A 24,965-nucleotide genomic window follows, 5' to 3' on the forward strand; every position below is an offset into this window, starting at 1 on the left:
GACGATACCGAACGTCCCCTAGGCGATATCGATGGGGCCAAGCTCATGGAAGCGCTTGGCGATCAGCTCCGGCGTGGTGTCGGAGATCCACGCGGCCATGCCGGACTCCGATCCGGCCAGATACTTGATCTTGTTGGCGGCCCGGCGGAAGGAGAAGAACTGGAGGTTCAGACGGTAGTTCTCTCGACGCGGATCGCGGATCGGCGCCTGATGCCATGCCGCGATGTACGGCAGATCCATGCCCTTGCCGTCGCCCTTGTCGAAGAAGGCATTGCCACGCTTGAGCAGCGTGGAGTACATCTGCGCCAGATCCCAGCGCTCATCGTCGTTGAGCTCGTCGATGGTGAGCACGTCGCGCACCGGAGCCACATGCACTTCAAGAGGCCAGCGCGCGGCGGCCGGCACGTAGGCCACCCAGCTGTGGTTGCGCATCACCACGCGCTCGGCGGCGTCGAGCTCGGCGTTCATGATGTCCTTGAGCAGGTTGCCGCCGGTCCGTTCGTGATATGCCTCGGTATGCTTGAGCTCCTGCTCCATCTTCGGCGCGATGAACGGATAGCAGTACACCTGACCGTGCGGATGCGCCAACGAGACGCCGATTTCAGCGCCGTGGTTCTCGAACGGGAAGATCTGTTCGATGCCTTCGATCTTCGAGATCTCGGCGGTACGGAAGGCCCACGCCTCCACCACCGTGCGCAGACGGCTCACCGGCAGATCGGCGGGCAGACCATGCTCGTTCGGGTCGAAGCAGATCACCTCGCAGCGTCCGACGGCCATCTTCTTCTGCCACAGCGGGTTGTCATCCACGTAGGTCACCGCATCGGAACGATCCGGCACCCGAACCATCGAGGGGAATCGGTTTTCGAAGATCACGACGTTGTAGTCGACGTCCGGCACCTCGCCGTCCTGATACGGATCGCCGGGTTTGCGGGCGGCCAGCGGATTGCCCTTCGCGGTGGCGCCGGGGCCTGCGGTGATCGGCCGGTTCATGCGGGCCGTGGCCATCGGAATCCAGTCTCCGGTGAGCGGGTCGCGGCGCATTTCGGGGGCCGCGTACGGCACCTCCTCGCCGGCTGCGTTCAGCTGGTTGGCGAAGCGGTATGCCAGCGGACGGGGATCCTTCAGTTCACGGGTCCTGGCCCCGGAAACGTATTCGGGGTCATCGTCCAGATAGAAGAAGTCTCGGCCATCCGCCAGCTTGGTCGGCGTGATCCGAATATGCTTCCTCGCATATTCGCCCGGAACATACTGCGCGAAATCACTCATAGTTCTGTTCTCTTTCCTTGTCGGGTTCGCCCTGGGATGCCAGGACGAGTTCTTTCAGCAAATCCTTGGCCTGTTCGGCATATGAACGGTTGAGCCCGTCGTCGGTGATCAGCACGTCGATGTCGTCGAAACTGGCGAACATGCTCAGCGAGGTGTTGTCCCACTTGGTATGGTCGGCCAGTACGATCCTGCGGTCGGCGATGTTGATCAGCGCGGCGTCGGTGGCGGATTCCAGCGAGTTCGGGGTGAGGAATCCGCGCGGCATCGACACCGAATGCGTGCCGAGGAACAGCGTGTTGACTCGCAGCGAGGAGATCACCTTGTCGGCGATCGGGCCGACGAGGGAATTGGATCGGCTCAGCACGCCGCCGGTGACGATCACTTCGGCGTCCTTGTTTTCCATGGCCTGCACGAGTTCGGCCACGGGGATCGAGTTGGTGAGGATCGTCACACCGGAGGAGTTTTCGCTTTCCAGCAGATGCTGGGCGAAGATGTAGGCGGTGGTGCCGCCGCCGATGGCGATCACGTCGCCCGGCGACACGTAGTCGATGGCACGGCGGGCGATCGCATCCTTGAGACCGACGTCCATCTGGGATTTGACGGAGAACAGGGGTTCGGCGAGCAATGTGCTCGTGGTGACCGCGCCGCCGTGTACGCGCTTGAGCAGTCCCTTGTCGGCGAGGTCGGCGATGTCTCGGCGGATCGTCATCGATGAGACGCCGAGTTCCTTGCTCAGTGCGGTGATCCGCACCGCCCCTCGCGTGCGAAGCCTGCTCAGGATCACATGCTGTCGTTGTGAGGAAATCATATGAACATTATCGCACACAACCACTCACAAAAGCAAACTCAATGTAACAATCCTCGCCGATAAGCCCGCCCGAAACACCCACATCCACACGCACCCTTAGCAACCATTGGGAAACGCCGAAGCCAAACGGCCATACCCATCACGGACGACCACAACCGTCTCCCCACAACCGACCATGCCCCACGAATCATCCGCCAATCATCCACGCCGGCAGAACAGCCGCCGCAACCCCCATCGCGTAACCCGCGCCATCGCCTCAACCACGATTCCGCCGTTCATCTTCGACACCCCGCGAGCCCGCTGCTCGAACACGATCGGCACCTCGCGGATCACACCACCCATCGCAGCCACCCGCCTGGTCATATCGATCTGAAACACATAACCGCCCGATTCAATGGCGTCGAAATCCATACGCCGCAACGTCTCGGCCCTATACGCCCGAAATCCGGCGGTCATATCGCGCACATTCACGCCGAGCATGAACCGCGCATACCAGGAGCCGCACCGGGAGATCAGATCGCGATACCACGGCCAGTCAACCATGCGACCGCCGGGCACGCGACGCGATCCGATCACCAGATCCGCACACCCCCCACCGATCGCCGCCAGCAGCCGCGGCAGATCCTGCGGACGATGCGAACCATCCATATCCATCTCGCAGATCACCTCGTATCCGCGATCCAGCGCCCAACGGAATCCCGCCAGATACGCCGGCCCAAGACCGTTCTTCCGCGTGCGGTGCAGCACGAACAATCGCGGCTCGTTCCGCGCGGTCCGTCCGACCGGCTCCCGGGCCATCCGCTCGGCCAGATCACCCGTGCCGTCCGGGGAATTATCGTCCACCACCAGCACATGCGCGTCCGGGCAATAGGAGAACACCGCCCCCACGGTAATCGGAAGATTCTCCTTCTCGTTATAGGTGGGCATCACCACCAAGGTCCGCATATCGGCCCCATTCGCCATGCCAATCCCCTTTCGCCATCACCATTCCACTATATTTGATTCACAAATTGACATCTTTTGTCACCGATTGTTCATCTTGGCCGCGCGACGCGCTAGACTATTGACGCCAAGGGTCAGAAAACCCAAATAACGATGACGTATGGAGGTGAGGACCCTCGTGATCCGTGAGTCCAACACGATGGAGGATCAGCGGAACGCTCTCCTGCACACCGCGTTGTTCAAGCAGGTGCGCCCCGAAGAAGCCGATCAGCTGCTCCCGCATCTACAGCGCCGATACTATGCCAAGGGAGACACGATCTTTCGCGAAGGCGATACCGACCATCGCATCTATCTGGTCGAAACAGGCCGGGTCAAGCTCACCCGCGAATCATCCGATCACCGCATCCATCTGCTGTCGATCACCGGCCGCGGCGAACTGCTCGGCGAGATTCCGGTGTTCGATCCCACCGGAGGCCCACGAACCGCATCGGCCATCGTGATGACCAACGGTACCGTCGTCTCCTCACTGGAGCGCAGCGCCATGTTCGAATGGCTGGACGAGCATCCCCGCGTCGCCATCGACATGCTGCAGGTGATGGCCAACCGCGCCCGACTCAACAACGAGCGCATCGGCGACCTCGTGTTCATGGACGTGCCGGGCCGTCTCGCCAAAACGCTGATCGATCTTGCCCAGCGGTTCGGCGAGCCCAGCGAGGACGGACTCGTGGTGCCGCACGATCTGACCCAGGAGGAGATGGCCCAGTTGGTGGGGGCGTCGCGCGAAACCGTGAACAAGGCGCTGATGGAGTTCACGCAACGCGGGTGGATCAGCCGCAAAGGCCGGACGATCATCATCTACCAGCCAGGCAAGCTGATTCGCCGGGCGCATCAGTGAACCAGTAAATAAGCGGGCAGTCGATCTCACCGGCTTCTCTTATTCCACCTCATCCGACCGGCTACGCCGGCCACCTTCACCGCAAGAATGGACGGCCTACGGCCGCGGCTTTTCTCGGCTTCCCCCACGGGGGGAAGCTGTCGAGTGCAACGAGACTGATGAGGTGCCCCAAACACAACACCAGCCCAACAACACCAAGCCTCGCCAAACCACCTCATCCGACCGGCATACGCCGGCCACCTTCCCCTCGGAGGGGAAGGCAGGACGTTCCCGGTCGATTGTCGGTGCTGTGGAGATCGACCGGGAACAAATCAAAGGTAGAGCGGCCAATTTAGAATGGTCACCATGCCCGAAAAGAAACCAAAGACCGCACGTCGTGTGTTCACGCTGCTGCTCGCCTACGTTATCTTCTGTCTCGCAGGCGGTGCGGTGGCCTCCGGATTCCTGCTTCCCGCTGTGTTCGGCGCCAATACCGTGGCCAATAACCTCACGGAGCAGCTCAAGGCCGAGGACGTCAACTTCGATCTCGCCGATCTGCCGCAGCAGTCCCGTATGTACGCCCGCGACGGCAAGACCGTGCTTGCCACGTTCTACGAGCAGAACCGCATCATCGTGCCGCTGAAGAACATCAGCGACCTGATGCAGAAGGCCGTGGTGGCGCGCGAGGATCACCGGTTCTGGGATCACACCGGCATCGATCCGCAGGGCATCGCGCGAGCCTTCGTGCAGACCTATGTCAAGAAGGGCGACACCCAGGGAGGCTCCACCCTCACCCAGCAGTATGTGAAGAACATGCTCATCGACCAGGCGCTGGAAAACGACGATCCGATCGGCGCCTACCACGCGCAGGAGGAGACGATCGCGCGAAAGCTGCGCGAGATGCTGATCTCGGTGGAGCTGGAGAAGAAGTACAGCAAGGCCGAGATTCTTCAGGGCTACCTCAACATCGCCCAGTTCGGTAAAAGCGTGTACGGCGTGGAGACCGCCGCGCAGCGCTACTTCTCCAAGAGCGCCAAGGACCTGAATCTGGTGGAATCCGCCACCATCGCGGCCATCACCAAGAACCCGGCCAGCTACGATCCGACCGTCAACCCCAAGGAAGCCCAGAAGCAGCGCGACATCACGCTTGATCTGATGAGCGAATGGGGCTTCGTCTCCAAGAAGCAGACCGACGCGGCCAAGAAGATCCCGCTGGCGAAGACCCTGAAGGTCAAGGACGTGGCCGTGGGATGCCAGGCCGCGGGCAACGCCGCATACTTCTGCGACTACGCGCTGCGTCAGATCGAAAGCGCCCCCGAATTCGGCAAGACGCTCGACGACCGCAAGAAACTCCTCAAGGAGGGCGGCCTCAACATCTACACCACGCTGGACGTCAACGCGCAGAACGCCGCATGGAACGCCGTACGCAACAACCTGCCGGAGAACGACCCCAGCGGCTACGAGAACATTCTGGCCGCGGTCAAGCCCGGTACCGGCGAGGTGCTGGCGCTGGCCCAGAACCGCACCTATGACGTCAACGGAGCCCCGGGCACCACCCGCACGTCGATGAACTACGCCGTGGACCGTGCGGACGGCGGCGGCGACGGCTTCCAGGTCGGCTCCACATGGAAGCCGATCAACATGGCGGCATGGCTGAGCACCGGACGTTCGCTCAACGAACCGCTGGTCACCTCCACCGCCTACTCCTACGCTTCGATCCCCGGCGCCGGCGGATACTCCAACGTGTGGGAGGTGCAGAACTCGGGCGGCGGCACCGTCAGCCCCGAAACCCCGCTGCAGGGCTTGAACCAGTCCCACAACACCACGCAGGGCGCCATGGCCCAGCAGATCGGTCTGCAGAAGATCGCGGAGACCGCCAAGACCCTCGGATACCACAATGCGAACGGCAACGACATCACCAAGCGCACGATCTGGAACCCCTCCATGGTGATCGGCACCGAGCAGTCCTCCCCGTTGACGATGGCGAACGTGTACGCCACGATTGCCGGCAACGGCGTGGAATGCACCCCGATCGCCCTGACCAAGGTGACCAACAGCAGCGGCAAGGAATACAAGGTGCCGAGCGCCAACTGCCATCAGGCGATCTCGAAGGAAGTTGCCCAGACCACGGCGTATGCGATGAACCTCAACGTGACGCAGGGCATCGCCAAGGACGCGCAGCTGAGCGGCAACCGCAAGACCTTCGCGAAGACCGGTACCTCGGAGCAGAACGCACTGGCCACGTCCGGATTCGTGCCGCAGGTGGCCGCCTTCGTGATCATCACCAATGCGGAGAACTCCGGCACCCCTCTGGAGGGCACGATCAACGGCGTGTACCGCAGCACCTGGTACGGCGCGGACATCGCACTGCCGACGTGGAAGGAGTTCATGGAGAACTACCTTTCCTCGGCGAAGATCCCGGTGGACAACAACTACGGCGATCCGGCCTCCACATTGAACACCGGCTCCGCACCGGCCGCCAACACGGGCAGCACCGGCACCACCGGAACCGCTGGTACCACCAGCGGTAACACGGGCAGCACCAGCGGCAACAGCACGTCGGGCACCGCAGCCGGCAACACGACCTCCGGCACCACCGGCACCTCGGGAACCACCAGCGGCACCACCGGCAACACTGCCGGCAACACCACCAAGAAGCAGCAGTAACACCGCGAATCGAGCCGACGGCTTGTGCTAAAACAGGCGTAGGGGATGAAACCATACCCTACGCCTGTTTTCGTATTCATCTATGGTCTCCGTATTCATCTATGGTTCCGGATCCATTGGTGGGCGAAAACGTCTAAGGAGAGCCAATGGCAAAGAACGTCGACAAGAGCAAGGCCAGTCTGTTCGATCCGATCACGCTTCGCAGTCTGGAAATCCGCAACCGAATCTGGCTGCCACCGATGGATATGTACGCGGTGACGGCGCAGGACGGCAAGCCCACACCGTTCCATTATCAGCATTATGTGTCCCGCGCACTGGGCGGTTTCGGCATGGTGATCGCCGAAGCGACCGCGGTAAGCCCGGAGGGACGCATCTCGCCCAATGACGTGGGATTGTGGAACGACGATCAGATCGACGCATGGCGCTGGATCGTCAGCGACATCCGCGCGGCCGGCGCCGTGGCCGGCGTGCAGCTCAATCACTCCGGCCGCAAGGGCTCCACCGGTTCGTTCACCGTAGGCTATGAGGGCGCGACCGTGCCCGGCGAAGCCGGCGGCTGGCAGACCGTGGCACCCTCCCCCATTCCATTCGGCGACTACGCCACGCCTCGCGAACTGAGCGTGGACGAGATCCACGGCATCATCGACCAGTTCCGCACGGCGGCCCAGCGCGCGCTGCACGCGGGCTTCCAAGTGGTGGAGATCCACGCGGCGCACGGATATCTGCTCAGCGAGTTCCTCGACCCGCTCACCAACGAACGCACCGACGAATACGGCGGCAATCTCAACGGTCGTATGCGACTGCTGGTCGAAGTGGTCGACGCCGTGCGCAGCGTATGGCCCGACGATCTGCCGGTGCTCGTCCGCGTTTCCGCCACCGACTGGGCCGCGGGCGGCTGGGATCTCGATCAGACCGTGGAAACGGCCCGTGTGCTGCGCGGCCACGGCGTGGATCTGATCGACGTCTCCACCGGCGGCATCATCCCCGGCGTCACGATCCCCGTCGAACCGGGATACCAGGTACCGTTCTCGTCCGAGATCCGCAAGCGCGCCGGCGTGCGCACCACCGCGGTCGGTCTGATCACCAAGGCCAAGCAGGCCAACAAGATCGTGCGACGCGGCGACGCCGACGCCGTGGAGATCGGCCGGGCCGCGTTGCGCAGCCCGTACTGGCCTCTGCGCGCCGCCTACAAGCTGGGCATCAGCGCCGAACAGGTCGGTTACCCGCCGTCGTATCTGCGCGGCGCGTTCTAGCCCCTACCCGGCGATCACTTCCCTGCGATCGCATCCACACCGACGGCTTCGGCGACGTTGTCGAAGCCGTCCGCACGCAGCAGTTCCGCGAGCCCGCGCTTCAACGTGGCGATGTTCTGCGGCCCCACATACATCAGCGATGAGATGAACATCACCAGCGATGCGCCGGCGCGGATCTTGTCGTATGCCTGCTGAGGGGTGAATACGCCGCCGATGCCGGCGATGGTGAACCGGTCGCCGAATTCGGCGTAGGTGCGTGCGATCATCTCGTTGCTGGCCTTCTGGCAGGGCAGACCGGAAAGGCCGCCGAGCCAGTCCTTCGGCACGTCCGGCATGCCGGTGCGATCCTTCTGCAGATTGGCGATGCTCACCCCCTGCACATTATGTTCGGCCAGCACGTCCAGCAGCGCCTTGAATTCCGGCCAGGTCTTGTTCAGCGGCATCTTCACCAGCACCGGCTGGCTGCGCGGCACCTCGTCCAGCGCATCGAACAGCCGATCGAGATTCCGCGGATCGGTGTTGAACGGTTCGCCGGCCATGGTGTTCGGGCAGGAGATGTTCACCTCGATCATGTCGGTGCGGTTCGCGGCCCGTTCGAAGGAGATCCGATAGTCCTCGATGCCTTCGTCGATATCACCGGCGAGACGGTCATTGGTGCGGGCGATCGACACCGAGACCCGCATCGACCTCATATTGGTGTATGCCTTCTCGGCGCGGGCGATCACTGTTTCGGAACCGTCGTTGGCCAGTCCGGCATGCACCATCATCGAACCGTATTCGGGCAGACGGTGGAACCACGGCCGCGGATTGCCGGCGCACGGACGGGATGTGGTGGAGCCCACGGTCTCGAAGCCGAATCCGGCGGCATCGAGCACCTTGGGCAGCTGGCAGTCCTTGTCGAGGCCGGCGGAGAGTCCGAACGGATTGGCGAATTTCAGGCCGAGGGCCTCGGTCTCCAATGCCGGATCGGTGTAGTCGAGAGTCTGACGCAGAATCCACATCACCGGCGGAATCTCGCCGAATGCATGGCATCCCCGGATCATCGCCTCATGGGCATCGTCCGGCGGCATCGCGAAGAAGGCCTTCTTGGCCACGTTCCGGTAACCGAATTTGAACAGGTCGACGGCGACCTTGTTGACGGTGTTGTGCAAAGGCGACTGAGACACATAATTCATACCTCCCATTCTTACACTCATCCGCTGCGGAACACCATCATGGAATGCCAATCGCCGATGCCCGATACCATTCACCGGTACCCGTTCCCCCGGCTCTTCGATCCGGCCTCCCGAACACCAGATCGGCTAATCGATCCGGTAGGTCCACGCGGGATTCGAGAACCGTTCGGCGGCCAACGCACGGGCCCTGTCGATGGTGTCGACCGACAGTTCAGCCGATCGCGCGCCCGCGATGTCGGCGAGCGCGTGGCGGCGCAAGGCCTCGACGAAACGCTCACGGCTCAGCGTCGTGTTCATGCGGATCGGCTCCACACGCCTCTTCGCCGAACGCACGCCTTTGTCGCTGAGTTTTTCACGTGAAACACGCAGCATCCGAACCATCTGTTCGGCGTCGATGTCGTAGGCCATGGTGACGTGGTGCAACACGCATCCCGGCCCTGACGAGCCGCGACGGGCGGGAAAGCGCCGCTGTGCCGCACCGCCGATCTTGCCGCCGTCCGGCATGGCGATGTCGTTGAGCGGCTGGGGGACGGCCGGCACGCCCAGCGAGCGCAATGCCGAGAACGCCCATGCGTCGCAGAGCCGGTAGGATTCCTCGGCGGGGATTCCCGCCACGAATGACGCGGGAACGTAGAGCGAGTAGGTGATCGTGTCGTCCGGCCGCACGAACATGGCTCCACCGCCGGTTACGCGCCGGACCACATCGAAGCCGGCCACGGCCGCCGCCTGCGCATCCACTTCGTTGCGTACCGACTGGTAGGCGCCGATCACGACTGCCGGGCCGGCCCATCGCCAGAATCGCAACGTCGGCGGCATGGATCCGGCGGCGACGGCTTCGGCGATGGTCTGGTCGAGGGCCATCTGCAGTGCGGGCGCGTAGGGTTCGGCGTCGAGGATGATCTGTGGATGAAGATCGTGCCATCGTTCGGCGAACAGTCCCTGCCCATCAAGCGATGGAGCATCAGGCACAGCGGAATCAGCTTGATTCGCAGTCACGACACCGGTTCCGGTCGCATCATCGCCCCCGGCGTCGCGGATCGCCCGACCGGTGGCCGTGATGATCGCATCGGGAGAGACCCCGACCAGTCCGGCATGGGGATGGTCGGTCAGTACCGTGATCAGATCAGCGCGAAAGCGATCCGGATCGATCGGCGGCGATTGCCGTTCGATGGTTCGTTCCAGATCGGCGATCAGCGTCATGTCGTCGGCCGCAACGCCCGTATTCGCGTCACCATCGGTGCCCGCACCGGCAATCGCCGCGGGGTCATCGGATGATCCGCGCACGTCGATGAGGAAATCACCGTCCACATGCGCTTCGACGATTCGGATGTCCTCGCCGCCGATACCGTCCAGCCGTACCGAAACCGCCACAAGCTTGCCTCGCGGGGTCTTGCATTGTCCTCTGCCGATCACAGCGCCCATCGATCATCACCGTCCGTCAGCATGGTCCATCAGGCACGATCCGTCAATCCTGGAGCTCGTATCCGTTGGCGTCCTTGTGCCACGGCGATCCGGGCTTGGATGCGATGATCAGAATGCCTTCGATCAGCCCCCAGATGCAGGAGACCAGCGGACCGAACAGCACGATCCATCCGACCAGCGTCAGCAGCAGCTGGGCGATCGCCTTGCCCGTATAGCCGAGGTAGAAGTTATGCACGCCGAAGCAGCCGAGGAAAATACCGAGCAGACCGGCACCGATTTTGGATTTGGCCCCCACGCCGTAGGTCTGGTACGGACCGTACTGCGGGTACGACGGATATTGATCTCCCGGCTGATACTGACCATCCTGTGGATACTGGCCGTTCGGCGGATACTGGCCATCCGGCGGATACGATCCCGCCGGATACTGGCCATACTGGCCGGAGGAATACTGCCCGGCCGGGCCGGACTGGTACGGTCCGGCCTGCGGATACGGGCTCTGCGGATACGGGCCGGGCTGATCGCCTTGCGGATACTGCGCGCCGTAGCCGGGCTGCTGCGGGTATGGACTTTGCGGACCACCCTGATACGCGCCGCCGCGGCCGTAGAACCCATCGTCGGAACCGGCACCGGATGTCGGTACGGCACCGGCGCCGAACTGCGGCTGGGTGCCGGTGTACTGCGCGGCGGCCTGCTCGGCCTGAACGAAGGCGTCCTGCGCCGATTGCGAATACTCGGTTTGCGGTATCGGCTGGACATACGACGGATGCTGATCGCTACGTTGGTTCTGATCACCGTACTGGCTTCGATCACCGTACTGGGTTTGATCACCGTACTGGGTTTGATCACCGTACTGGTTCTGATCACCGTGTTGTGCATCGTCCCCCACGATGCGATTCGGAGTCTCACTATACTTCTGGGGCTCATTGTTGATCATGTGATCCACGTTACCCGGCTGATGCAACATTCCACCGGATTCTGTCGGGATTTGCCGCTCGGCGGATACGCTCGCCGACGGCATGCGGGAAAACGCACAGGCCCTTCCGCGGAAACCGGAATCCGTGGAAGGGCCTGTGCAGCCGTACCGATCGGCACGGAGACGAGACGTCAGAGACGGGCGAGAATATCGTCGCCCACCTGCTTGGTGGTGCGCTGGGTGGAGCCGAGCTCCTCGATGTCGGCTTCCACGGCGGCGTCGATGCGGGCGGCGATGTCGTCGTATCCGAAGTGACGCAGCAACATGGCGGTGGAGAGCACGGCGGCCGTCGGGTTGGCGATGCCCTTGCCGGCGATGTCGGGAGCGGAACCGTGGATCGGCTCGAACATCGACGGATACTCGTTGCTGGCGTTGATGCAACCGGAGGCGGAATAACCCACGCCGCCGACCACGGCACCGGCCTCGTCGGTGATGATGTCGCCGAAGAGGTTGTCGGTGAGGATCACGTCGAAACGGCTCGGGTTGGAGACCAGGAAGATGGTGGTCGCGTCGATGTGCAGGTAGTCGTGCGTGACCTCCGGGTACTCCTCGCCCACCTTGTCGACGATGCGCTGCCACATGTCGCCGGCGTTGACGAGCACGTTCTTCTTGTGCACGAGGGTCACATGCTTCCTGCGCTTCATGGCCAGTTCGAAGGCGTAGCGCACCACGCGCTCCACACCGTAGGCGGTGTTGATGGAGACCTCGGTGGCCACCTCGTTCGGCGTGCCGACGCGCACCGCGCCGCCGGCACCGCAGTACAGGCCCTCGGTGCCTTCACGCACGACGACGAAATCGATGTCGCCGGGGTTGGCGAGCGGCGAGGTGACGCCCTTGTACAGCTTGGTCGGGCGCAGGTTGATGTACTGGTCGAGGGCGAAACGCAGCTTGAGCAGCAGGCCGCGCTCCAGAATGCCGGCCTTGATGCGCGGGTCGCCGACGGCGCCGAGCAGGATGGCATCCTGCTTCTTGATCTCCTCCAGCTCCTCGTCGGGAAGGCTCGAGCCGTCACGCAGGTAGCGTTCGGCACCGAGTTCGAAGTTGGTGTAGTTGAAGTTGATCACGCCTTCGGAGGCCTTTTCGAGCACGGCCTGGGCGACCGGCGTGACTTCCTTGCCGATGCCGTCGCCGGGAATGACCGCGAGGTTCAATGTCTTGATGTCATTTGCCATACCCAACAGGGTAGGTGGCTGCGTCCAAATCAACCTACCCTGTTCCGTCTGGTGGACACCGCCTTATGAACACCACCTTATGGACGGCTTCGTCAATCCTCGATGCCCATGGCGGCGAGGCACCAGGCGTTCTCGTAGGCGATCTCCTGCCAACGCTTGTACCTGCCGGAAACACCGCCGTGCCCGGCCTCGACCTCGATCTTCGCCACGGCGTCGACCTCGGCAGCAGGCTCCTGCAGACGGGCGAGCCACTTGAGCGGCTCGACGTACAGCACGCGGGTGTCGTTCATCGACGTGGTGATGAACATGGCGGGGAAATGCCGGGTGCCGAAGGTCTGCTCGCGTTCATCGGCATCCATCACGTTCTCATACGGCGAATAATCCTTCATGTAGCGATAGACGTTCGAATTATGCAGCGGATCGCCCCACTCGTCCCACTCGGTGACGGTGAGCGGCAGAGAGGTATCGAGAATCGAAGTGAGCGCGTCGACGAACGGCACGTCGGCCTCGATGCCCGCATACAGCTGCGGAGCCATGTTCGCGACCACACCCATCAGCAGGCCACCGGCCGAACCGCCGTTGGCCACGGTGTGCCGCGGATCGGCGTATCCGGCACGCTGCAGGGCGGCCGTGGCGTCGACGAAATCGATGAAGGTGTTCATCTTATGCAGCTTGCGTCCCTGCTCGTACCACGCACGACCCATTTCGCCGCCGCCGCGCACATGCGGCACCGCATACAGCACGCCGCGGTCGAGCAGACTCAGCCTCGGCACCGAGAAGGTGGGATCCGAACTGATCTCGTAGGCGCCGTATCCGGTGATGAACATGGCTCGCAACGGCTTCGAATGAATCCGCTCCAGCTTCTCATCGTCGTCCACGCTTTCCATGGATCGCACGGACTGGCTGTAGGCGGAGTCCTCCAGCGAGAGGGTCAGCTCGCGAGGAGCCTCGATCACCTCGCTGGTCAGCCCCTCGGCGGCCCCTTCCAGAGCCGGCACCGTACCGCGACGCCACACCAACGACACCGGCACATGCTCGCCGTCGCGCACCCGCACCCACAGCCGTTTTTCGGCGTAGTCCGCGGGATTGTAATCGCCCAGCACGGTGGACCGCTTGAGCAGCACGTCCTCGTCGGTTTCCGGATCGTATTCGTGCAGCTCCCCCGGCTGCGTGTAGCTCATGGTGGTGTAGCGCATGCGCGGCGCCTCATACGAGGGGTTGCCACTCATGCCGATCGAATACAGCTTGCCCTCCACGCGCGGCAGAACCTCACCGAACCCCCACTGCCGGTTGGCGAGGAAATCCTCCTTGGCCTGCCGTTTGGGCATCACGGCCAGATGCGGCAGACTATTGGCCCGGTACGACAGCGCCACGAAATGCTTGTACATGGCGATGCCTTCGATGCGCAGCCCCTGAACGTCCTGCAGGACGGCGGGGTTGCGCGGATTCGAGCAGATCGTGCCCACGGACTGGTAGAACGTGGCGCGCGTGGCCGGCGACGGCGTCACGCCGCGCGGCGGCTCGCATCCCGCCGGACTGCCCTGCGCCACGCACATGCCCTCGCCGAGCTTGTACGGCGGCTTATGCAGACGCATATCGATCACGTCGATCTCGAAATTCGGGTTGGAGACGTTATGGATCACCATCGCCACCGGAATGTCGCCGCGCTCATCCTCGAAGCGCGCGAAGCTCACGTCGTACTCCACGCCGGGCTGGCGTTCGATGAACGGACGGAACTCACCTTCCGGGGTTTCCACCGGAAGCATCAGCACCTCGGAGGTGGTTTTGGAACTGGATTCGATGATGATGTGCTGCTCGTCGAACGAAGTGCCGACCCCCACCCAGAACCGGTCATCGGGATCGTGATACACCTCCACGTCCTCGTCGGGCGACGCGCCGATGCGGTGGCGCCACACGCAGTACGGGCGCCACGCCTCGTCCACGCGGGTGTAGAACACCCATCGGCCGTCCGGCGTGATGCATCCGCCGCCGGCGACCTCGTGGATCACTTCGGGGAAATCCTCCCCGGTCCTCAGATCGCGGATCCTCAGATCGTACCGCTCGTTGCCCGCCGTATCCACGCTGTAGGCCAGGTATCGGCCGTCGTGGCTCAGATCAAGCCCGCCGACGTTGAAGAAATCATGGCCCTCCGACTCCACGTTGCAGTCGAACACCACTTCCTCGGTCTGGTCCTCCTGACTGTCGGCCAGCATACCGTTCGCGTTGATGGTCGGCGGATCCCAATCGTCCGCATCGCGCACCGGCACCCGGCACTGAATGCCGTACTGCTTGCCCTCCTCGGTACGCGTGAAATACCAGTAGTCGTTCATGCGGGTCGGCACCGACATGTCGGTCTGCTGGATGCGCGACTTGATCTCCTCGAACAGCGTGCCGCGCAGTGTTTTGAGCCCGGCCATACGACGTTCGCAATACTCGTTCTGCGCGGCCACGTACTGCTGGGTTCGCGCGGATTCCTTGTCGCGCATCCACTCGTACGGGTCGTCGAATACGTCGCCCTGCGCCGCACGACGGCTCGGTTCCTTCACCGCATAGGGCGGTTTGAGCCCGGCCACGTCATCGAAGGCGGGGTCTCCCTGATAGTCCGAAGAAGTCATGTGATTCAGTATCGCACGCCCATACGGACTATGGGCGCATTGCGGCCGCGGTTCATCATAGGGCGCAAGCGGGAAACGCCCGGAATGCGCCGGAATACACCCGGAATACGCCCAGTCAGGCTCAGTCGTGCAGGTTCTTCAGATACGGCAGCATCGTCTTCATCAGATTCATGCCCGTCGTGCCGTAGAACACCGGCACGTCGGTGGCTGGGGCCGGCGGGGTGACCGTGACCCCGGCCATCTTCTGCAGCGGAATGCCGCTCTCCCCCGGATTGAGCTGCCGTATGCCGATCGCCAGCACACGACCCTTGTACCGCTGGGCGATGGTGGCGTAGGTGGTCGGATCCTTCTGGCCGTCATCACCGAGCAGAATGAACTTCATCTGCGGGAAGTCGGCCATCAGCTGCTCCACGAACTCCAGTTTGTGCTGCACGCCGGTCTGGATGAAGGTTTTCGGCCGCGGATCGAGATCCCGCAGCAGCAGAGGCCCTTCCGGGAAGCCGTGGTATTCGATGCAGTGGCGGATCGACCCCTCGACGTTCCACGGCGAGGTGGACAGGTAGAAGAACGGGGCGTCGGGGAACCGCTCCTGAAGTTTGGAGTAGAACACCGACATCGACGGCACCGACAGCCTCTTGCGCGGATTGAGGAGCAGCAGATTGTAGGCGGCCCGCCACAGGATCGGCGCCTGCGTGACCATGATCGTGTCGTCCACGTCGGAGATGATGCCCACCTTGGCGTCGGCGGGGATGGTGTACAGCGTGGAATGCACGGGCTCGCGGCGGGCGACGGTGTAGCTGACGTCGTGTTTGCCGGGTTCGAGTTCCCGTTCGGCGACGAGATCGAGATAGCCCTGCGTGTCGGAGATCGCGTACTTGCTGCTCTGGTCGGGATGCTCGTCCACCGCGTCGTATGCGGCGGATTCCCCCACCTGCACGGTGACCAGCGGCGTGGAGTCGATGCTGATCTTCACCTGCGTGTGCGCGGCGGGCACCATGAACAGCGCGCGGATGCCGCGCATGATCACTCCGGCGGTGCGGCTCATCGGCGCGTACACCGTGCGGCAGATCAGACGGGAGTAGGAGCCGGTGCCGTAGCCGATGTACGGTTCGACGCGCGGGAACCATCCCATTCGCCGGGCGATGACGTTGGAGACCTTCGTCCACACGCCGAACACGCCGAGCACCGTATGACGCACCACGCGAACGCGCAGCGGCTTGGACGAAATACGCTCGTGTTTGCTGGCCGCATCGAAGGTGGTGGTGGCATGCTGGGCCGGAATCAGCTCCTTGCCACGGGCGTCGGTGGGCGTTTCGCTCACCGACGGCGTCTCCCGCAACGGTGTTGCCGGGGTGTGGAGTCGGTGCAGATGCTGCGGATCGGGAAGGTCAGGCATGGGCTACCTTGCCGTATTCCTCGGCGGTCAGCAGATCGGGGGCGTCGTCGTCGGCCGCGATCTTGATGAGCCAGCCTTCGCCATACGGATCGTTGTCGATCACGGAAGGATCGTCGTAGGCTTCCCTATTGACGTACTTCACCGTTCCGGACACCGGACTGATCAGCGGGGAGACCACTTTGGAGGATTCCAGCTGAGCGATCTCATCGCCGGCCTCAACCTGCGAATCGACTTCGGGGAATTCCACGAAGACGATCTCCCCCAGCTGCTCGGTGGCGTATTCCGTGATGCCGATGACCAGCGGATCGACGGAATCGTCCACCCATACGTGATCGGCCGTATAGCTCAGATGATCCGGGATGTCGATGCTCTTGCCGGCGTCCTCGGATGAAAATTCACGCTGTTCGTCACTCATATGCACCAGACTACCCGTGGCCATCGTCCGAAGGCCTGCGGCTACCGATCCACCTCATCCGACCGGCATACGCCGGCCACCTTCCCCTCGGAGGGGAAGACAGGAAATGAACCGGCTACGCCGGCCACCTTCTCCGCAAGAGCGGACGGCAGGTCTCCGACGTCGCATCTCGGCTTCCCCTCGAGGGGAAGCTGTCGAGTGCAACGAGACTGATGAGGTGACCCGAACAAAACATCAGCCCAACAACACCAAGCAACGCCATACCCACCTCATCCGACCGGCTACGCCGGCCTCCTTCCCCTGTGAGGGGAAGGAGGATCGTCAGCCGCGTACGGCGGAGGACGGTGTTCCGCCGACGACCTGCACCTGCGCTCCGAGCGGCAGGAAGTCGTAGATCCACTTCGCGTCGCCCACGTTCATGTTGGTGCACCCGTGGGAGCGGGGTTCGCCCTTGGCGATGCCGTCGGTGTTCCACGGAGCGCCGTGGAACCCTTCGCCGCCGTTGTAGTAGGTGACCCACGGCACGTTCGGCGTGACGTAGTCCTCACCGCGCATGGTCTGCGACGTGTACTTGGTGTGCACGTAGTAGGTGCCGGTATCGGTGGGCGTGCTGGGCTTGCCCGAGGACATCAGGAAGGTGTTCACCAGCGTGGTGCCCTTGTAGGCATAGACCTTCTGCTCGCTGAGGTTGATCACCGCATGGGGGTCACCGTTCGGAATGTCGTAGCGCACCGTACGCGACTTCGTCTCGTACTTGGTGATCTTCGCATCGGCCTTGATCTCGCTGGAGGCGCCGTTCTTCAGCGCCTCGACGACCTGCGTGGCGGTGTTGCTGGTGTCGCTGGCCACTTCCACGCCATTGACGCCCTCCACTTCCACGGCCAGCACGGTGCCCTGGGAGTTCACCACGTTCTGCTCGGCCACGGACTTCTGGTTGAGTTCCTTGGCAAGGGTTCCGGAGAGGTAGGAGTTGATGGCGTTCTCGTCATAGGAGAGCGACAGCGTGCCCTTGGACGGGTCGCCGTTCACCTTGATCCACTTGGCGATTTCGCTGGAGGGGATCGTGAACTGCTTGGTGTCGCCGTTGGAGATCACGATCTGGCTGGCGAGTCGCTTGTTGGCCTCGGTCGCCGTGGTGCCGGCGGTCTCGTCGCTGATCGGAGCGTTCTCGGTCTGCGTTTCGACCACGGCCCTCAGCGTGGTGCCCGGATTGGCGGAGATCTCGGCGACTCGCGACGCGACGGTGTCGAGCTTCGGGGATTCGCCGGACCGGCTGGCGGAGACGGTGAACTGGTTGGATGCGGTGTCGTAGCGCACGGAGGCGTTCACCACGCGGGCGTCCTCACCGATCAGCGTGTCGGAAAGATAGGTGCTCATGGCGAGCTTGTCGGTGCTCGTGGTCATCGGCACGGATGTCTTCTGGAACGGATTGACCTTCGCGAAGACGTTGTCCTTCTTCGCGTTGAGCAGGTCGTTCACGGTCTTGTTCACGTCAACGGTGACGCCGAGATCCTTCAGGCTGGCCTTGGTGGCGTCGCCTCCCTTGAGCGAAACCTGCACGGCGGACGCCGCCACGGCATCGTTCACGGTGGCCTTGAGCTCATCCGCGGTCTGACCGGCCACCGACGTACCGCCGAAGGTGACGCCCGGCGCGGCCTTGTCCTTGAAGTAGTACTGACCGCCGATCACATACCCGGCGAACAGCACGATCACCAGAGCCAGCAGGGACAGGGCGACGATCAGAGCGACCGGCTTCCTCTTCGCAGTGTGACGATGATTCCCCTGCTGCTCGGGCATCGCCTCCATGTTCAGCGGTGCCATAGCGATGGTTTCCGCATTGTCTGCGGCGAAATTGGCGTTATAGCTGTTGTTCTGGTCCATTGTCGTGCTTTCCCCGGTTCTATCGCGGTCAACCCCACTAACTATACGCGACCAACCGGCCAGCGAAAGGAGACCTTTCCGTAACGTTCACCCTTGCCGAACGGCAATGTGGCGAACGCCACAGAATCGTCCCGGGCTCAGACCGGGCTCGGCCCGGACTCGGCCCGCGATCAGTCCGCGTGCGGAACGTCACGAAAGCGGCTGCCCATACCATTCCTCGATCATGTACCGGGCTATCGTGGCCTTGCCGGGCACGCCGATGCGGCCGGAGATCATGGCGGCGGTGAATTCGTCGCGGGTGAACCACTGCGCATCAGCGGTCTCCTCATGATCGACCCGAATCTCGGTGCTGAGCGCCTGAGCCTTGAACGCCATCATCAGCGACGCGGGGAATGGCCAGGGCTGCGAACCGAGATAGCGCACTTCGCCCAGCCGAATGCCGGTTTCCTCCATCGCCTCACGACGGGCCGCATGCTCCAGATTCTCCCCCGCCTCCACGAACCCGGCCGACACGGAATAGAGATTGCCCTTCCACGCGGCATTGTGCTGAAGCAGCAGACGATCCCGCCCGTCAACGATCGCCGTGATCACGGCCGGTTCGATGCGGGGGAAGAGAATACGACGGCCGTCGGCGTCATTCGTGCATCGCTGGGCCCATCCGCCCAAAGCCGGCTGGACGGGAGCGCCGCAGCAGGGGCAGAATCGCTGGCGGTTATGCCAGACGGACACGGTGACCGCACTGGTGGCGAGACCGGCGTCCCGGGAGCCGACATGCGGGGCGAATCCACGTAGATTCACCCAATCGAACCGTTCCGAAGCCTGGGCGATGAGCCCCTCCGCCGCTCCATCCGCAGACGATTCGGCGTCAAAACCGTGATCCGCGCTCATCGTGACCGAATCCGGCACGGCCGAAACCGCCCGGGTGATGTCCAATGCCACGTAATGCACGGGGCCCGCCACGGAACCCATCGTTTCGGACTGCGAGCCGAGAAAAATCGGCACGATGCCCCGGTTGGAGTGCAGCACGTCACGCACGTAGGCGCCGGGAAGCAGCGCCGGACGCATCTTGCCGGCATCGTAGTCGGCCAGCACGCCCTGCCCCTTCGGCACGGCGATGTTGCCGTTGGAGACCAGCAGCACGCGGGTCGTCGGCTCGGCGAGCACGGATTCGATCAGCCCCTCCTCACCGCGACGGTTGACCTCATAGTCGATGGTGCCTTGCGCCAGCGGCAGGAACGGCAGGGTCTGGGTAAGGGCCAATGGCGAGAATGTATTCACGATATTCGACGTCTTTCCGATTAGATTTCCGATGAGGGCGGGCGATGCGCCGGTTCAGGCCCTACGCCACAGTTCGAGGATCGCGCGCGCCACCTCGTCGGGCTTCTCCACGCAGGTGAAGTGTCCGGCGTCCTCGATCACGGTGAACGCGCAGTCGGTGCCGGTCATCCGCTCGGCGATCGGCCTCATGCGATCCGGAGCGCTGGAGGGGTCGAGCGTGCCGGAGATGATGCCCGCCGGCACGGTGATCTTCGCCAACTGGTCGGTTTCGTCCGGACGCGCGGCGGCCATCCGTTCACGCCACGCCACGCCACGGGGATGCTGGCTGCGAATCCAACCGGTGAACAGCGAAACCGCCTCGGCCGAACGCTTCCACGCCGAGTCGCCGTCATGGGGCTCGGCGAAGTGCATCACCGGGTCCACGGTGTCGTGCTCCTCGCATTCGGCTGCGATGGCCACACGGTTGGCCCGGGTGGCGGGACTATCGCCTTCGGCCTTGGTGTCGCACAGGATGATGCCGGCGAACATCTCCGGGTGCAGACGATGCAGTTCCAGGATCAGATACCCGCCCATCGAAATGCCCACCCACACGGCCTTGTGGAATCCCGTGGCACGGAACGCTTCGGCATACGACTCGGCCATGCGGGTCATGGCTTCGGGATACGCACCGTCCTCGGCAACCGGACCGGTCTGTTCGACGGTCGGCACCGGACATTCGCCGGCGCCGGGCATTTCCAGCGCATAGATACCGAAGGCCGGGTCGCCGTCTCCCTCGGAGCACTCGCGCAACCGGGTTGCACACACATCCCAGATCCGGTGATCCACCGGAAACGCATGGACCAGCACCACCGGAACGGCTGCCGGGTCACCCTGACGATAGGTGGTCTGCAGAATGGTCATGGTCATGACGAATCATCCTTTCAATATCGGTCTAGCCCAGATCGGTCTAGCCCAGCGAGGCCCATGCGAGCGCCCGGCGCAGTACGGTGCCGTGGCCGTTGCTCAGCTGGCTGATGAAGTCGGGGCGCACGGCATCCTCGGCACTCACCCACTCCACGTCGAGCGTTTCGTCCTGCGGCTTGCAGTCTCCGGCGATCGGCACCACGTAGCACAGCGCCACGGCATGCTGACGAGGATCGTAGAACTCCGAAACACCGGGAGTCGGGAAGAATTCCGCCACGGTGAACGGCTGCAGGCTCACCGGGAACATCGGCAGGGCGATGTCTCCCAGATCCTTGGAGATATTGCGGGCCACGGCCTCGCGCAACGATTCGTGGAACAGCACACGGCCCGTGATCAGAGTGCGTTCGATGGCCCCGTCGTCGCCTACGCGCAGCAGCGTGCCCACTTTGGCGATGCGTCCGAATTCGTCGGTGCGTACCGGCACGATCTCCACGTACACGATCGGCAGCTGATGGCGGATGTGGTCGATATCGAAGGCATCCAGCCATCCCGGAGGATTGCCCGCTCCGGAACCGCGGATGAAGTCGTCGGGGGTGATGTTGTCGAACTCGCCCCGGCGGCGTGAGGCATCGTAGTCGCCCTCGTCGGGCACTTCGTCATTCAAAACCGGCATGTGGCCATTATCGTTCCCCGACGTGACCTTTGCATGACATGTCCACGCAATCAGCCGGCAGAGGAACATTCGCGCGGGCCGCCCATCCGTGAGATGCTTGACAGCAGAGTATGTTTGCTTGAGGTGCTTCCGCGCGCCCGTGCATCGGCACCCATGCATTGAAAGGGGAACGTCATGGCCACTCACGAGCTGAACGCCGCGAACTTCGAGGAGACCATCAAGAACCATCCGCTGGTGTTCATCGACTTCTGGGCCACCTGGTGCGGTCCGTGCCGCGCCTTCGGACCGATCTACGAGGCCGCCAGCGAAGCGCACGACGACATCTGGTTCACCAAGGTCGACATCGATCAGGAGCAGGGTCTGGCGCAGGCCGCGGGGATTCAGGCCGTGCCGACGCTGATCATCATCCGGAACGGCGAGGTGGTGTTCAAGAACGCCGGCGCCCTGCGCGAATCCGATCTTGAGGAGCTGATCGGCAAGGTCACGGCCGACTCGTCCGCCGCTCCGGCAGCATCCGCCGAGTGATCCAACGAGTGATCCGCCGTCGCAGACGTCCTGACCTCGCGATCAGCGTCCTGGTTCCGTGATTGGCGCCTTGGCCTCGCGGCCAATCGGAAAAGCCGTCAATATACCACCGACATGACGAAAACGCCGGCATCCTGCGCCGGCGTTTTGCATAGGTAACGATCGGCCGGTAAGATGTGGAAATTGTGTGAGCCTGTTTTGTGCCGTCGTAAGGAGATTCATGGCACGCCATCGTAAGGAAAAAACCTTTGTTCTTCAGCGTTTCACCCGCCGTCAGTGGATGGGTGTGGCCGGAGGCCTGACCGTGGTGGCCCTGATGGTCGGCGGCGGCCTCGCCACGCAGAACTTCTATCGTCGCGAGAACGCCGGAACCGGTTCCACGATCACCGCCTACTCCGCCACGAAGAGCGACGAGGTCAGCGCCTTCCAGGCGGCCTCCCGTGGCGACGTGCGTACGGCCATCAAGGAGGGTCGCGGCGGCGCCGACGCCAATACCTCGTATGTCAAGGTCGTTATCAACGGGGATTCGCGTGTGGTGCTCGGCGAGAACTTCACCACCGTCAAGTCCGTGCTCGAACAGGGGGGCATCACTTTGGAGTCGGGGGACACCGTTTCCCCGTCGCTGACCACCAAGGTGAGCGAATCCACCGTCATCAAGATCGAACGTTCCGGGTCGACGGTGGAGACCACGGAAAGCGAGATTCCGTTCAACACCGTGGAGGAGAAAACCGATTCGCTGCCCGCCGGCACCAAGCAGGTGAAGACCGAGGGCAAGAAGGGTGTAATGGCCCGCACGAATCTGGTGACCAAGGCCGGCAGCAAGGTGGTTTCCAGCAATACGATCAGCTCGTGGGTGAAGACCGCGCCGACCAACAAGGTGGTGCTGGTGGGCACGGGCGTGGCCTCCAGCAGCTCCGGTTCGTCCAACTCGGGTAGCTCGTCCGGCGGTTCGTCCGGCTCGACTTCGGTGGGCACCACCGCTCCGGTTGGCGAGATGCAGCAGTGGGCGCATAACTATCTGATTTCCAGCGGCTACAGCGAGGCTGATTTCACTGGACTGGTGTACATCATCAACCATGAGTCGGGTTGGGATCCGCATTCCACGAATCCCTCTTCCGGCGCCTATGGTCTGCCGCAGGCTCTGCCGGGCAGCAAGATGGCCTCCGCCGGCCCTGACTGGCAGAACAACTACCAGACTCAGCTCAAGTGGTTCATCAGCTACTGCAACGAACGCTACGGCGGCATTCAGGGCGCCTACAGCTTCTGGCTCTCGCACAGCTGGTATTAAATCGGCCGGTTCGCCGGTGTGCCGCGTGTATCCGTTGGCGTGCGGCACGCAAACCGTGAAGCGCAACGCATACAAAAAGCGACCTTGCGATTGGAGATGATCGCAAGGTCGCTTTTTTTGCGGCTCACAGAGGTGTGCAGGAGGTCGCGGGCTTCACTGCTTTCGTGACTTTCGCGGCTTTACGGCGTTTCGTATCGTCTGCGGCTTCCATGGCTTTGTGACGGTTGTGGATTTGGTGACTTTCACGACCTCTGTGGCTTTTGCGGCTTCCTCGAGATTCGAGGCCTGTCAGACTGTCGTGGTGTTCACATTTTGCCGTGTATGGACCGTGCATGGACCGTGCATCACCGTACATCGTCGTGCATCGTCGTGCATCACCGTACATCACCGTCACGCGGACTATTTCACGTCACACGGAATAGGTATTCCCTGTGACGCCCCCGTCAGAACGTTGAAATTTCAAGGATCCACTCACTGCGTCACATGGAATAGGTGACCCCCGTGACGGTACCTGGACCGCGTGACGGTATCTGGACCGCGTGACGGTACGATACCCGCACTGCTCGGCCTTCAGGGGGAGGGCAGAAGGATAGACCGACTGGGGGGCTTCCCCTTGAGGGGAAGCTGTCGGCGGAGCCGACTGATGAGGTGATGCAAGCGGCTTCGCATCGAATCCGTATCGAATGGTGCTTCGTTCGGGGCACCTCATCCGACCGACTGCGTCGGCCACCTTCCCCTCAAAGGGGAAGGCAGGAAGTGAACTCGGGGCCACCTTCACCGCAAGAACGGACGGCCTGCGGCCGCGGTTTCCGCTCGCCTGTCAGCAAGCCCTCGACGTTGCTTCCTGGCTTCCCCTTGAGGGGAAGCTGTCGGCGGAGCCGACTGATGAGGTGATCGACGACCAGCAACTGAACTGCGCCCCAATTGTTAGACGCGGTTTATTAAGGGTACCTGATCAGGCTGCGAGGGACATACTCCGGAATTCCTCCGGGGTGCGTCCCTCCAGCCGTCTCTGGCGTCGTCTGGTGTTCCAGTGGATGATGTACTCGTTCAGACCGGTCTCGAACTCCTCGTAGGAGGCGAACTCGCGGCCGGTGTAGAACTCGTCCTTGAGATGGCCGAACACCTGCTCGGTCGCGGCGTTGTCGATGCAGTCGCCCTTCCTGCTCATGGACTGGCGTATGCCCAGTTCCGCGAGACGGTCGCGCCACCACCGGTGCTGGTACTGCCATCCCATGTCGCTGTGGAGCACGGGATCGACGCCCTCGGGCAGACGGTCCTCGAGCATGGCGAGCAGCCTTCGCTGCTGGGCGAGGTCGGGACGCCGGCTTACGTCCCAGGCGACGATCTCCTTCGATCCCATGTCGTAGACGGGCGCCAGGTACGCCTTGCCGCCGGCGACCCTGAACTCGGTGACGTCCGTGCCCAGCTTCATCCAG

General features: G+C 63.0%; 20 protein-coding genes. 5 read left to right on the plus strand and 15 right to left on the minus strand.

Translation table 11 applies throughout. From position 1 onward, the window contains the following. Positions 1–18 precede the first annotated feature (18 nt). The 3 genes from galT to Uis1B_RS07450 form a co-directional block, all read right to left on the minus strand. Positions 19–1,266, minus strand: coding sequence for a galactose-1-phosphate uridylyltransferase (gene galT / locus Uis1B_RS07440; RefSeq protein ID WP_101617014.1), 1,248 nt, complete (start codon positions 1,264–1,266; stop codon positions 19–21). Next, on the minus strand, positions 1,259–2,074 hold the full coding sequence (locus Uis1B_RS07445) for a DeoR/GlpR family DNA-binding transcription regulator (protein ID WP_101617015.1): 816 nt from the start codon (positions 2,072–2,074) through the stop codon (positions 1,259–1,261). Before Uis1B_RS07445 ends, galT begins: the two co-directional genes overlap by 8 nt. Positions 2,075–2,272: 198 nt before the next feature. Continuing rightward, positions 2,273–3,037 carry a polyprenol monophosphomannose synthase gene (locus Uis1B_RS07450; protein ID WP_243390308.1) on the minus strand — a complete coding sequence of 255 codons (765 nt, stop codon included), beginning with the start codon at positions 3,035–3,037 and terminating at the stop codon, positions 2,273–2,275. A 139-nt stretch (positions 3,038–3,176) separates the two neighbouring features. On the opposite strand from Uis1B_RS07450, the gene Uis1B_RS07455 reads away from it, so the two are divergent. From Uis1B_RS07455 to Uis1B_RS07465, 3 genes are all read left to right on the plus strand, one after another. Continuing rightward, positions 3,177–3,911 carry a Crp/Fnr family transcriptional regulator gene (locus Uis1B_RS07455; protein ID WP_243390309.1) on the plus strand — a complete coding sequence of 245 codons (735 nt, stop codon included), beginning with the start codon at positions 3,177–3,179 and terminating at the stop codon, positions 3,909–3,911. Positions 3,912–4,256: 345 nt separating this feature from the next. Continuing rightward, the gene (locus Uis1B_RS07460) at positions 4,257–6,557 is read left to right on the plus strand and encodes a transglycosylase domain-containing protein (protein WP_101617049.1); all 2,301 of its coding nucleotides are present in this window, start codon (positions 4,257–4,259) and stop codon (positions 6,555–6,557) included. A gap of 146 nt (positions 6,558–6,703) precedes the next feature. After that, the gene (locus Uis1B_RS07465; protein WP_101617017.1) at positions 6,704–7,810 is read left to right on the plus strand and encodes an NADH:flavin oxidoreductase/NADH oxidase; all 1,107 of its coding nucleotides are present in this window, start codon (positions 6,704–6,706) and stop codon (positions 7,808–7,810) included. A 14-nt stretch (positions 7,811–7,824) separates the two neighbouring features. Here the strand turns inward: Uis1B_RS07465 and Uis1B_RS07470 are convergent, their stop codons facing one another. From Uis1B_RS07470 to Uis1B_RS07520, 11 genes are all read right to left on the minus strand, one after another. Further along, a complete protein-coding gene (locus tag Uis1B_RS07470) occupies positions 7,825–8,985 on the minus strand; it encodes a quinone-dependent dihydroorotate dehydrogenase (RefSeq protein ID WP_101617051.1) in 1,161 nt (386 codons plus the stop codon). Positions 8,986–9,111: 126 nt separating this feature from the next. Beyond that, a complete protein-coding gene (locus tag Uis1B_RS07475) occupies positions 9,112–10,407 on the minus strand; it encodes a lipoate--protein ligase family protein (protein ID WP_243390310.1) in 1,296 nt (431 codons plus the stop codon). Positions 10,408–10,450: 43 nt separating this feature from the next. Then, positions 10,451–11,152 carry an NINE protein gene (locus tag Uis1B_RS07480; RefSeq protein ID WP_423734876.1) on the minus strand — a complete coding sequence of 234 codons (702 nt, stop codon included), beginning with the start codon at positions 11,150–11,152 and terminating at the stop codon, positions 10,451–10,453. Between the two features lie 359 nt (positions 11,153–11,511). After that, positions 11,512–12,552: a 3-isopropylmalate dehydrogenase gene (locus Uis1B_RS07485; protein ID WP_101617019.1), complete on the minus strand. Its 1,041-nt coding sequence runs from the start codon at positions 12,550–12,552 to the stop codon at positions 11,512–11,514. Between the two features lie 92 nt (positions 12,553–12,644). Continuing rightward, positions 12,645–15,167: a S9 family peptidase gene (locus Uis1B_RS07490; RefSeq protein ID WP_101617021.1), complete on the minus strand. Its 2,523-nt coding sequence runs from the start codon at positions 15,165–15,167 to the stop codon at positions 12,645–12,647. A gap of 121 nt (positions 15,168–15,288) precedes the next feature. Further along, positions 15,289–16,563, minus strand: coding sequence for an App1 family protein (locus tag Uis1B_RS07495; protein WP_101617023.1), 1,275 nt, complete (start codon positions 16,561–16,563; stop codon positions 15,289–15,291). After that, positions 16,556–16,978 carry a glycine cleavage system protein GcvH gene (gene gcvH / locus Uis1B_RS07500; protein ID WP_101617054.1) on the minus strand — a complete coding sequence of 141 codons (423 nt, stop codon included), beginning with the start codon at positions 16,976–16,978 and terminating at the stop codon, positions 16,556–16,558. Before gcvH ends, Uis1B_RS07495 begins: the two co-directional genes overlap by 8 nt. Positions 16,979–17,299: 321 nt before the next feature. Continuing rightward, a complete protein-coding gene (locus tag Uis1B_RS07505; RefSeq protein WP_101617024.1) occupies positions 17,300–18,859 on the minus strand; it encodes a L,D-transpeptidase in 1,560 nt (519 codons plus the stop codon). Positions 18,860–19,048: 189 nt separating this feature from the next. Then, positions 19,049–20,137, minus strand: a complete 1,089-nt coding sequence (gene nudC / locus Uis1B_RS07510; RefSeq protein ID WP_101617026.1) for an NAD(+) diphosphatase — start codon at positions 20,135–20,137, stop codon at positions 19,049–19,051. A gap of 54 nt (positions 20,138–20,191) precedes the next feature. Further along, positions 20,192–21,043, minus strand: coding sequence for an alpha/beta fold hydrolase (locus Uis1B_RS07515; protein ID WP_341476254.1), 852 nt, complete (start codon positions 21,041–21,043; stop codon positions 20,192–20,194). A 40-nt stretch (positions 21,044–21,083) separates the two neighbouring features. After that, the gene (locus tag Uis1B_RS07520) at positions 21,084–21,713 is read right to left on the minus strand and encodes an NUDIX hydrolase family protein (protein WP_101617028.1); all 630 of its coding nucleotides are present in this window, start codon (positions 21,711–21,713) and stop codon (positions 21,084–21,086) included. 174 nt (positions 21,714–21,887) lie between these two features. Between Uis1B_RS07520 and trxA the strand changes: the two genes are divergently transcribed. Then, positions 21,888–22,238 (plus strand): thioredoxin, encoded by a 351-nt coding sequence (gene trxA / locus Uis1B_RS07525; RefSeq protein WP_101617030.1) that lies wholly within the window; start codon positions 21,888–21,890, stop codon positions 22,236–22,238. 220 nt (positions 22,239–22,458) lie between these two features. After that, positions 22,459–23,526: an aggregation-promoting factor C-terminal-like domain-containing protein gene (locus tag Uis1B_RS07530; protein ID WP_101617032.1), complete on the plus strand. Its 1,068-nt coding sequence runs from the start codon at positions 22,459–22,461 to the stop codon at positions 23,524–23,526. 955 nt (positions 23,527–24,481) lie between these two features. On the opposite strand, the gene Uis1B_RS07535 is transcribed toward Uis1B_RS07530, so the two are convergent. Next, positions 24,482–24,965 (minus strand): IS3 family transposase (locus tag Uis1B_RS07535; RefSeq protein ID WP_133124881.1); only part of this gene is annotated, 484 nt, incomplete at its 5' end.

It is taken from the genome of Bifidobacterium margollesii (assembly GCF_002860355.1).
Taxonomy (GTDB): domain Bacteria; phylum Actinomycetota; class Actinomycetes; order Actinomycetales; family Bifidobacteriaceae; genus Galliscardovia; species Galliscardovia margollesii.

What these genes read in the sequence shown, in the direction of transcription:
- Uis1B_RS07505 (WP_101617024.1), bottom strand. Translation starts at nt 18,859, where the DNA reads ATGGACCAGAACAACAGCTATAACGCCAATTTCGCCGCAGACAATGCG.
- Uis1B_RS07485 (WP_101617019.1), bottom strand. Translation starts at nt 12,552, where the DNA reads ATGGCAAATGACATCAAGACATTGAACCTCGCGGTCATTCCCGGCGAC.
- Uis1B_RS07520 (WP_101617028.1), bottom strand. Translation starts at nt 21,713, where the DNA reads ATGCCGGTTTTGAATGACGAAGTGCCCGACGAGGGCGACTACGATGCC.
- trxA (WP_101617030.1), top strand. Translation starts at nt 21,888, where the DNA reads ATGGCCACTCACGAGCTGAACGCCGCGAACTTCGAGGAGACCATCAAG.
- Uis1B_RS07470 (WP_101617051.1), bottom strand. Translation starts at nt 8,985, where the DNA reads ATGAATTATGTGTCTCAGTCGCCTTTGCACAACACCGTCAACAAGGTC.
- Uis1B_RS07460 (WP_101617049.1), top strand. Translation starts at nt 4,257, where the DNA reads ATGCCCGAAAAGAAACCAAAGACCGCACGTCGTGTGTTCACGCTGCTG.
- Uis1B_RS07490 (WP_101617021.1), bottom strand. Translation starts at nt 15,167, where the DNA reads ATGACTTCTTCGGACTATCAGGGAGACCCCGCCTTCGATGACGTGGCC.
- Uis1B_RS07495 (WP_101617023.1), bottom strand. Translation starts at nt 16,563, where the DNA reads ATGCCTGACCTTCCCGATCCGCAGCATCTGCACCGACTCCACACCCCG.
- gcvH (WP_101617054.1), bottom strand. Translation starts at nt 16,978, where the DNA reads ATGAGTGACGAACAGCGTGAATTTTCATCCGAGGACGCCGGCAAGAGC.
- Uis1B_RS07515 (WP_341476254.1), bottom strand. Translation starts at nt 21,043, where the DNA reads ATGACCATGACCATTCTGCAGACCACCTATCGTCAGGGTGACCCGGCA.
- Uis1B_RS07445 (WP_101617015.1), bottom strand. Translation starts at nt 2,074, where the DNA reads ATGATTTCCTCACAACGACAGCATGTGATCCTGAGCAGGCTTCGCACG.
- Uis1B_RS07475 (WP_243390310.1), bottom strand. Translation starts at nt 10,407, where the DNA reads ATGGGCGCTGTGATCGGCAGAGGACAATGCAAGACCCCGCGAGGCAAG.
- Uis1B_RS07450 (WP_243390308.1), bottom strand. Translation starts at nt 3,037, where the DNA reads ATGGCGAATGGGGCCGATATGCGGACCTTGGTGGTGATGCCCACCTAT.
- Uis1B_RS07530 (WP_101617032.1), top strand. Translation starts at nt 22,459, where the DNA reads ATGGCACGCCATCGTAAGGAAAAAACCTTTGTTCTTCAGCGTTTCACC.
- Uis1B_RS07455 (WP_243390309.1), top strand. Translation starts at nt 3,177, where the DNA reads ATGGAGGTGAGGACCCTCGTGATCCGTGAGTCCAACACGATGGAGGAT.
- Uis1B_RS07465 (WP_101617017.1), top strand. Translation starts at nt 6,704, where the DNA reads ATGGCAAAGAACGTCGACAAGAGCAAGGCCAGTCTGTTCGATCCGATC.
- galT (WP_101617014.1), bottom strand. Translation starts at nt 1,266, where the DNA reads ATGAGTGATTTCGCGCAGTATGTTCCGGGCGAATATGCGAGGAAGCAT.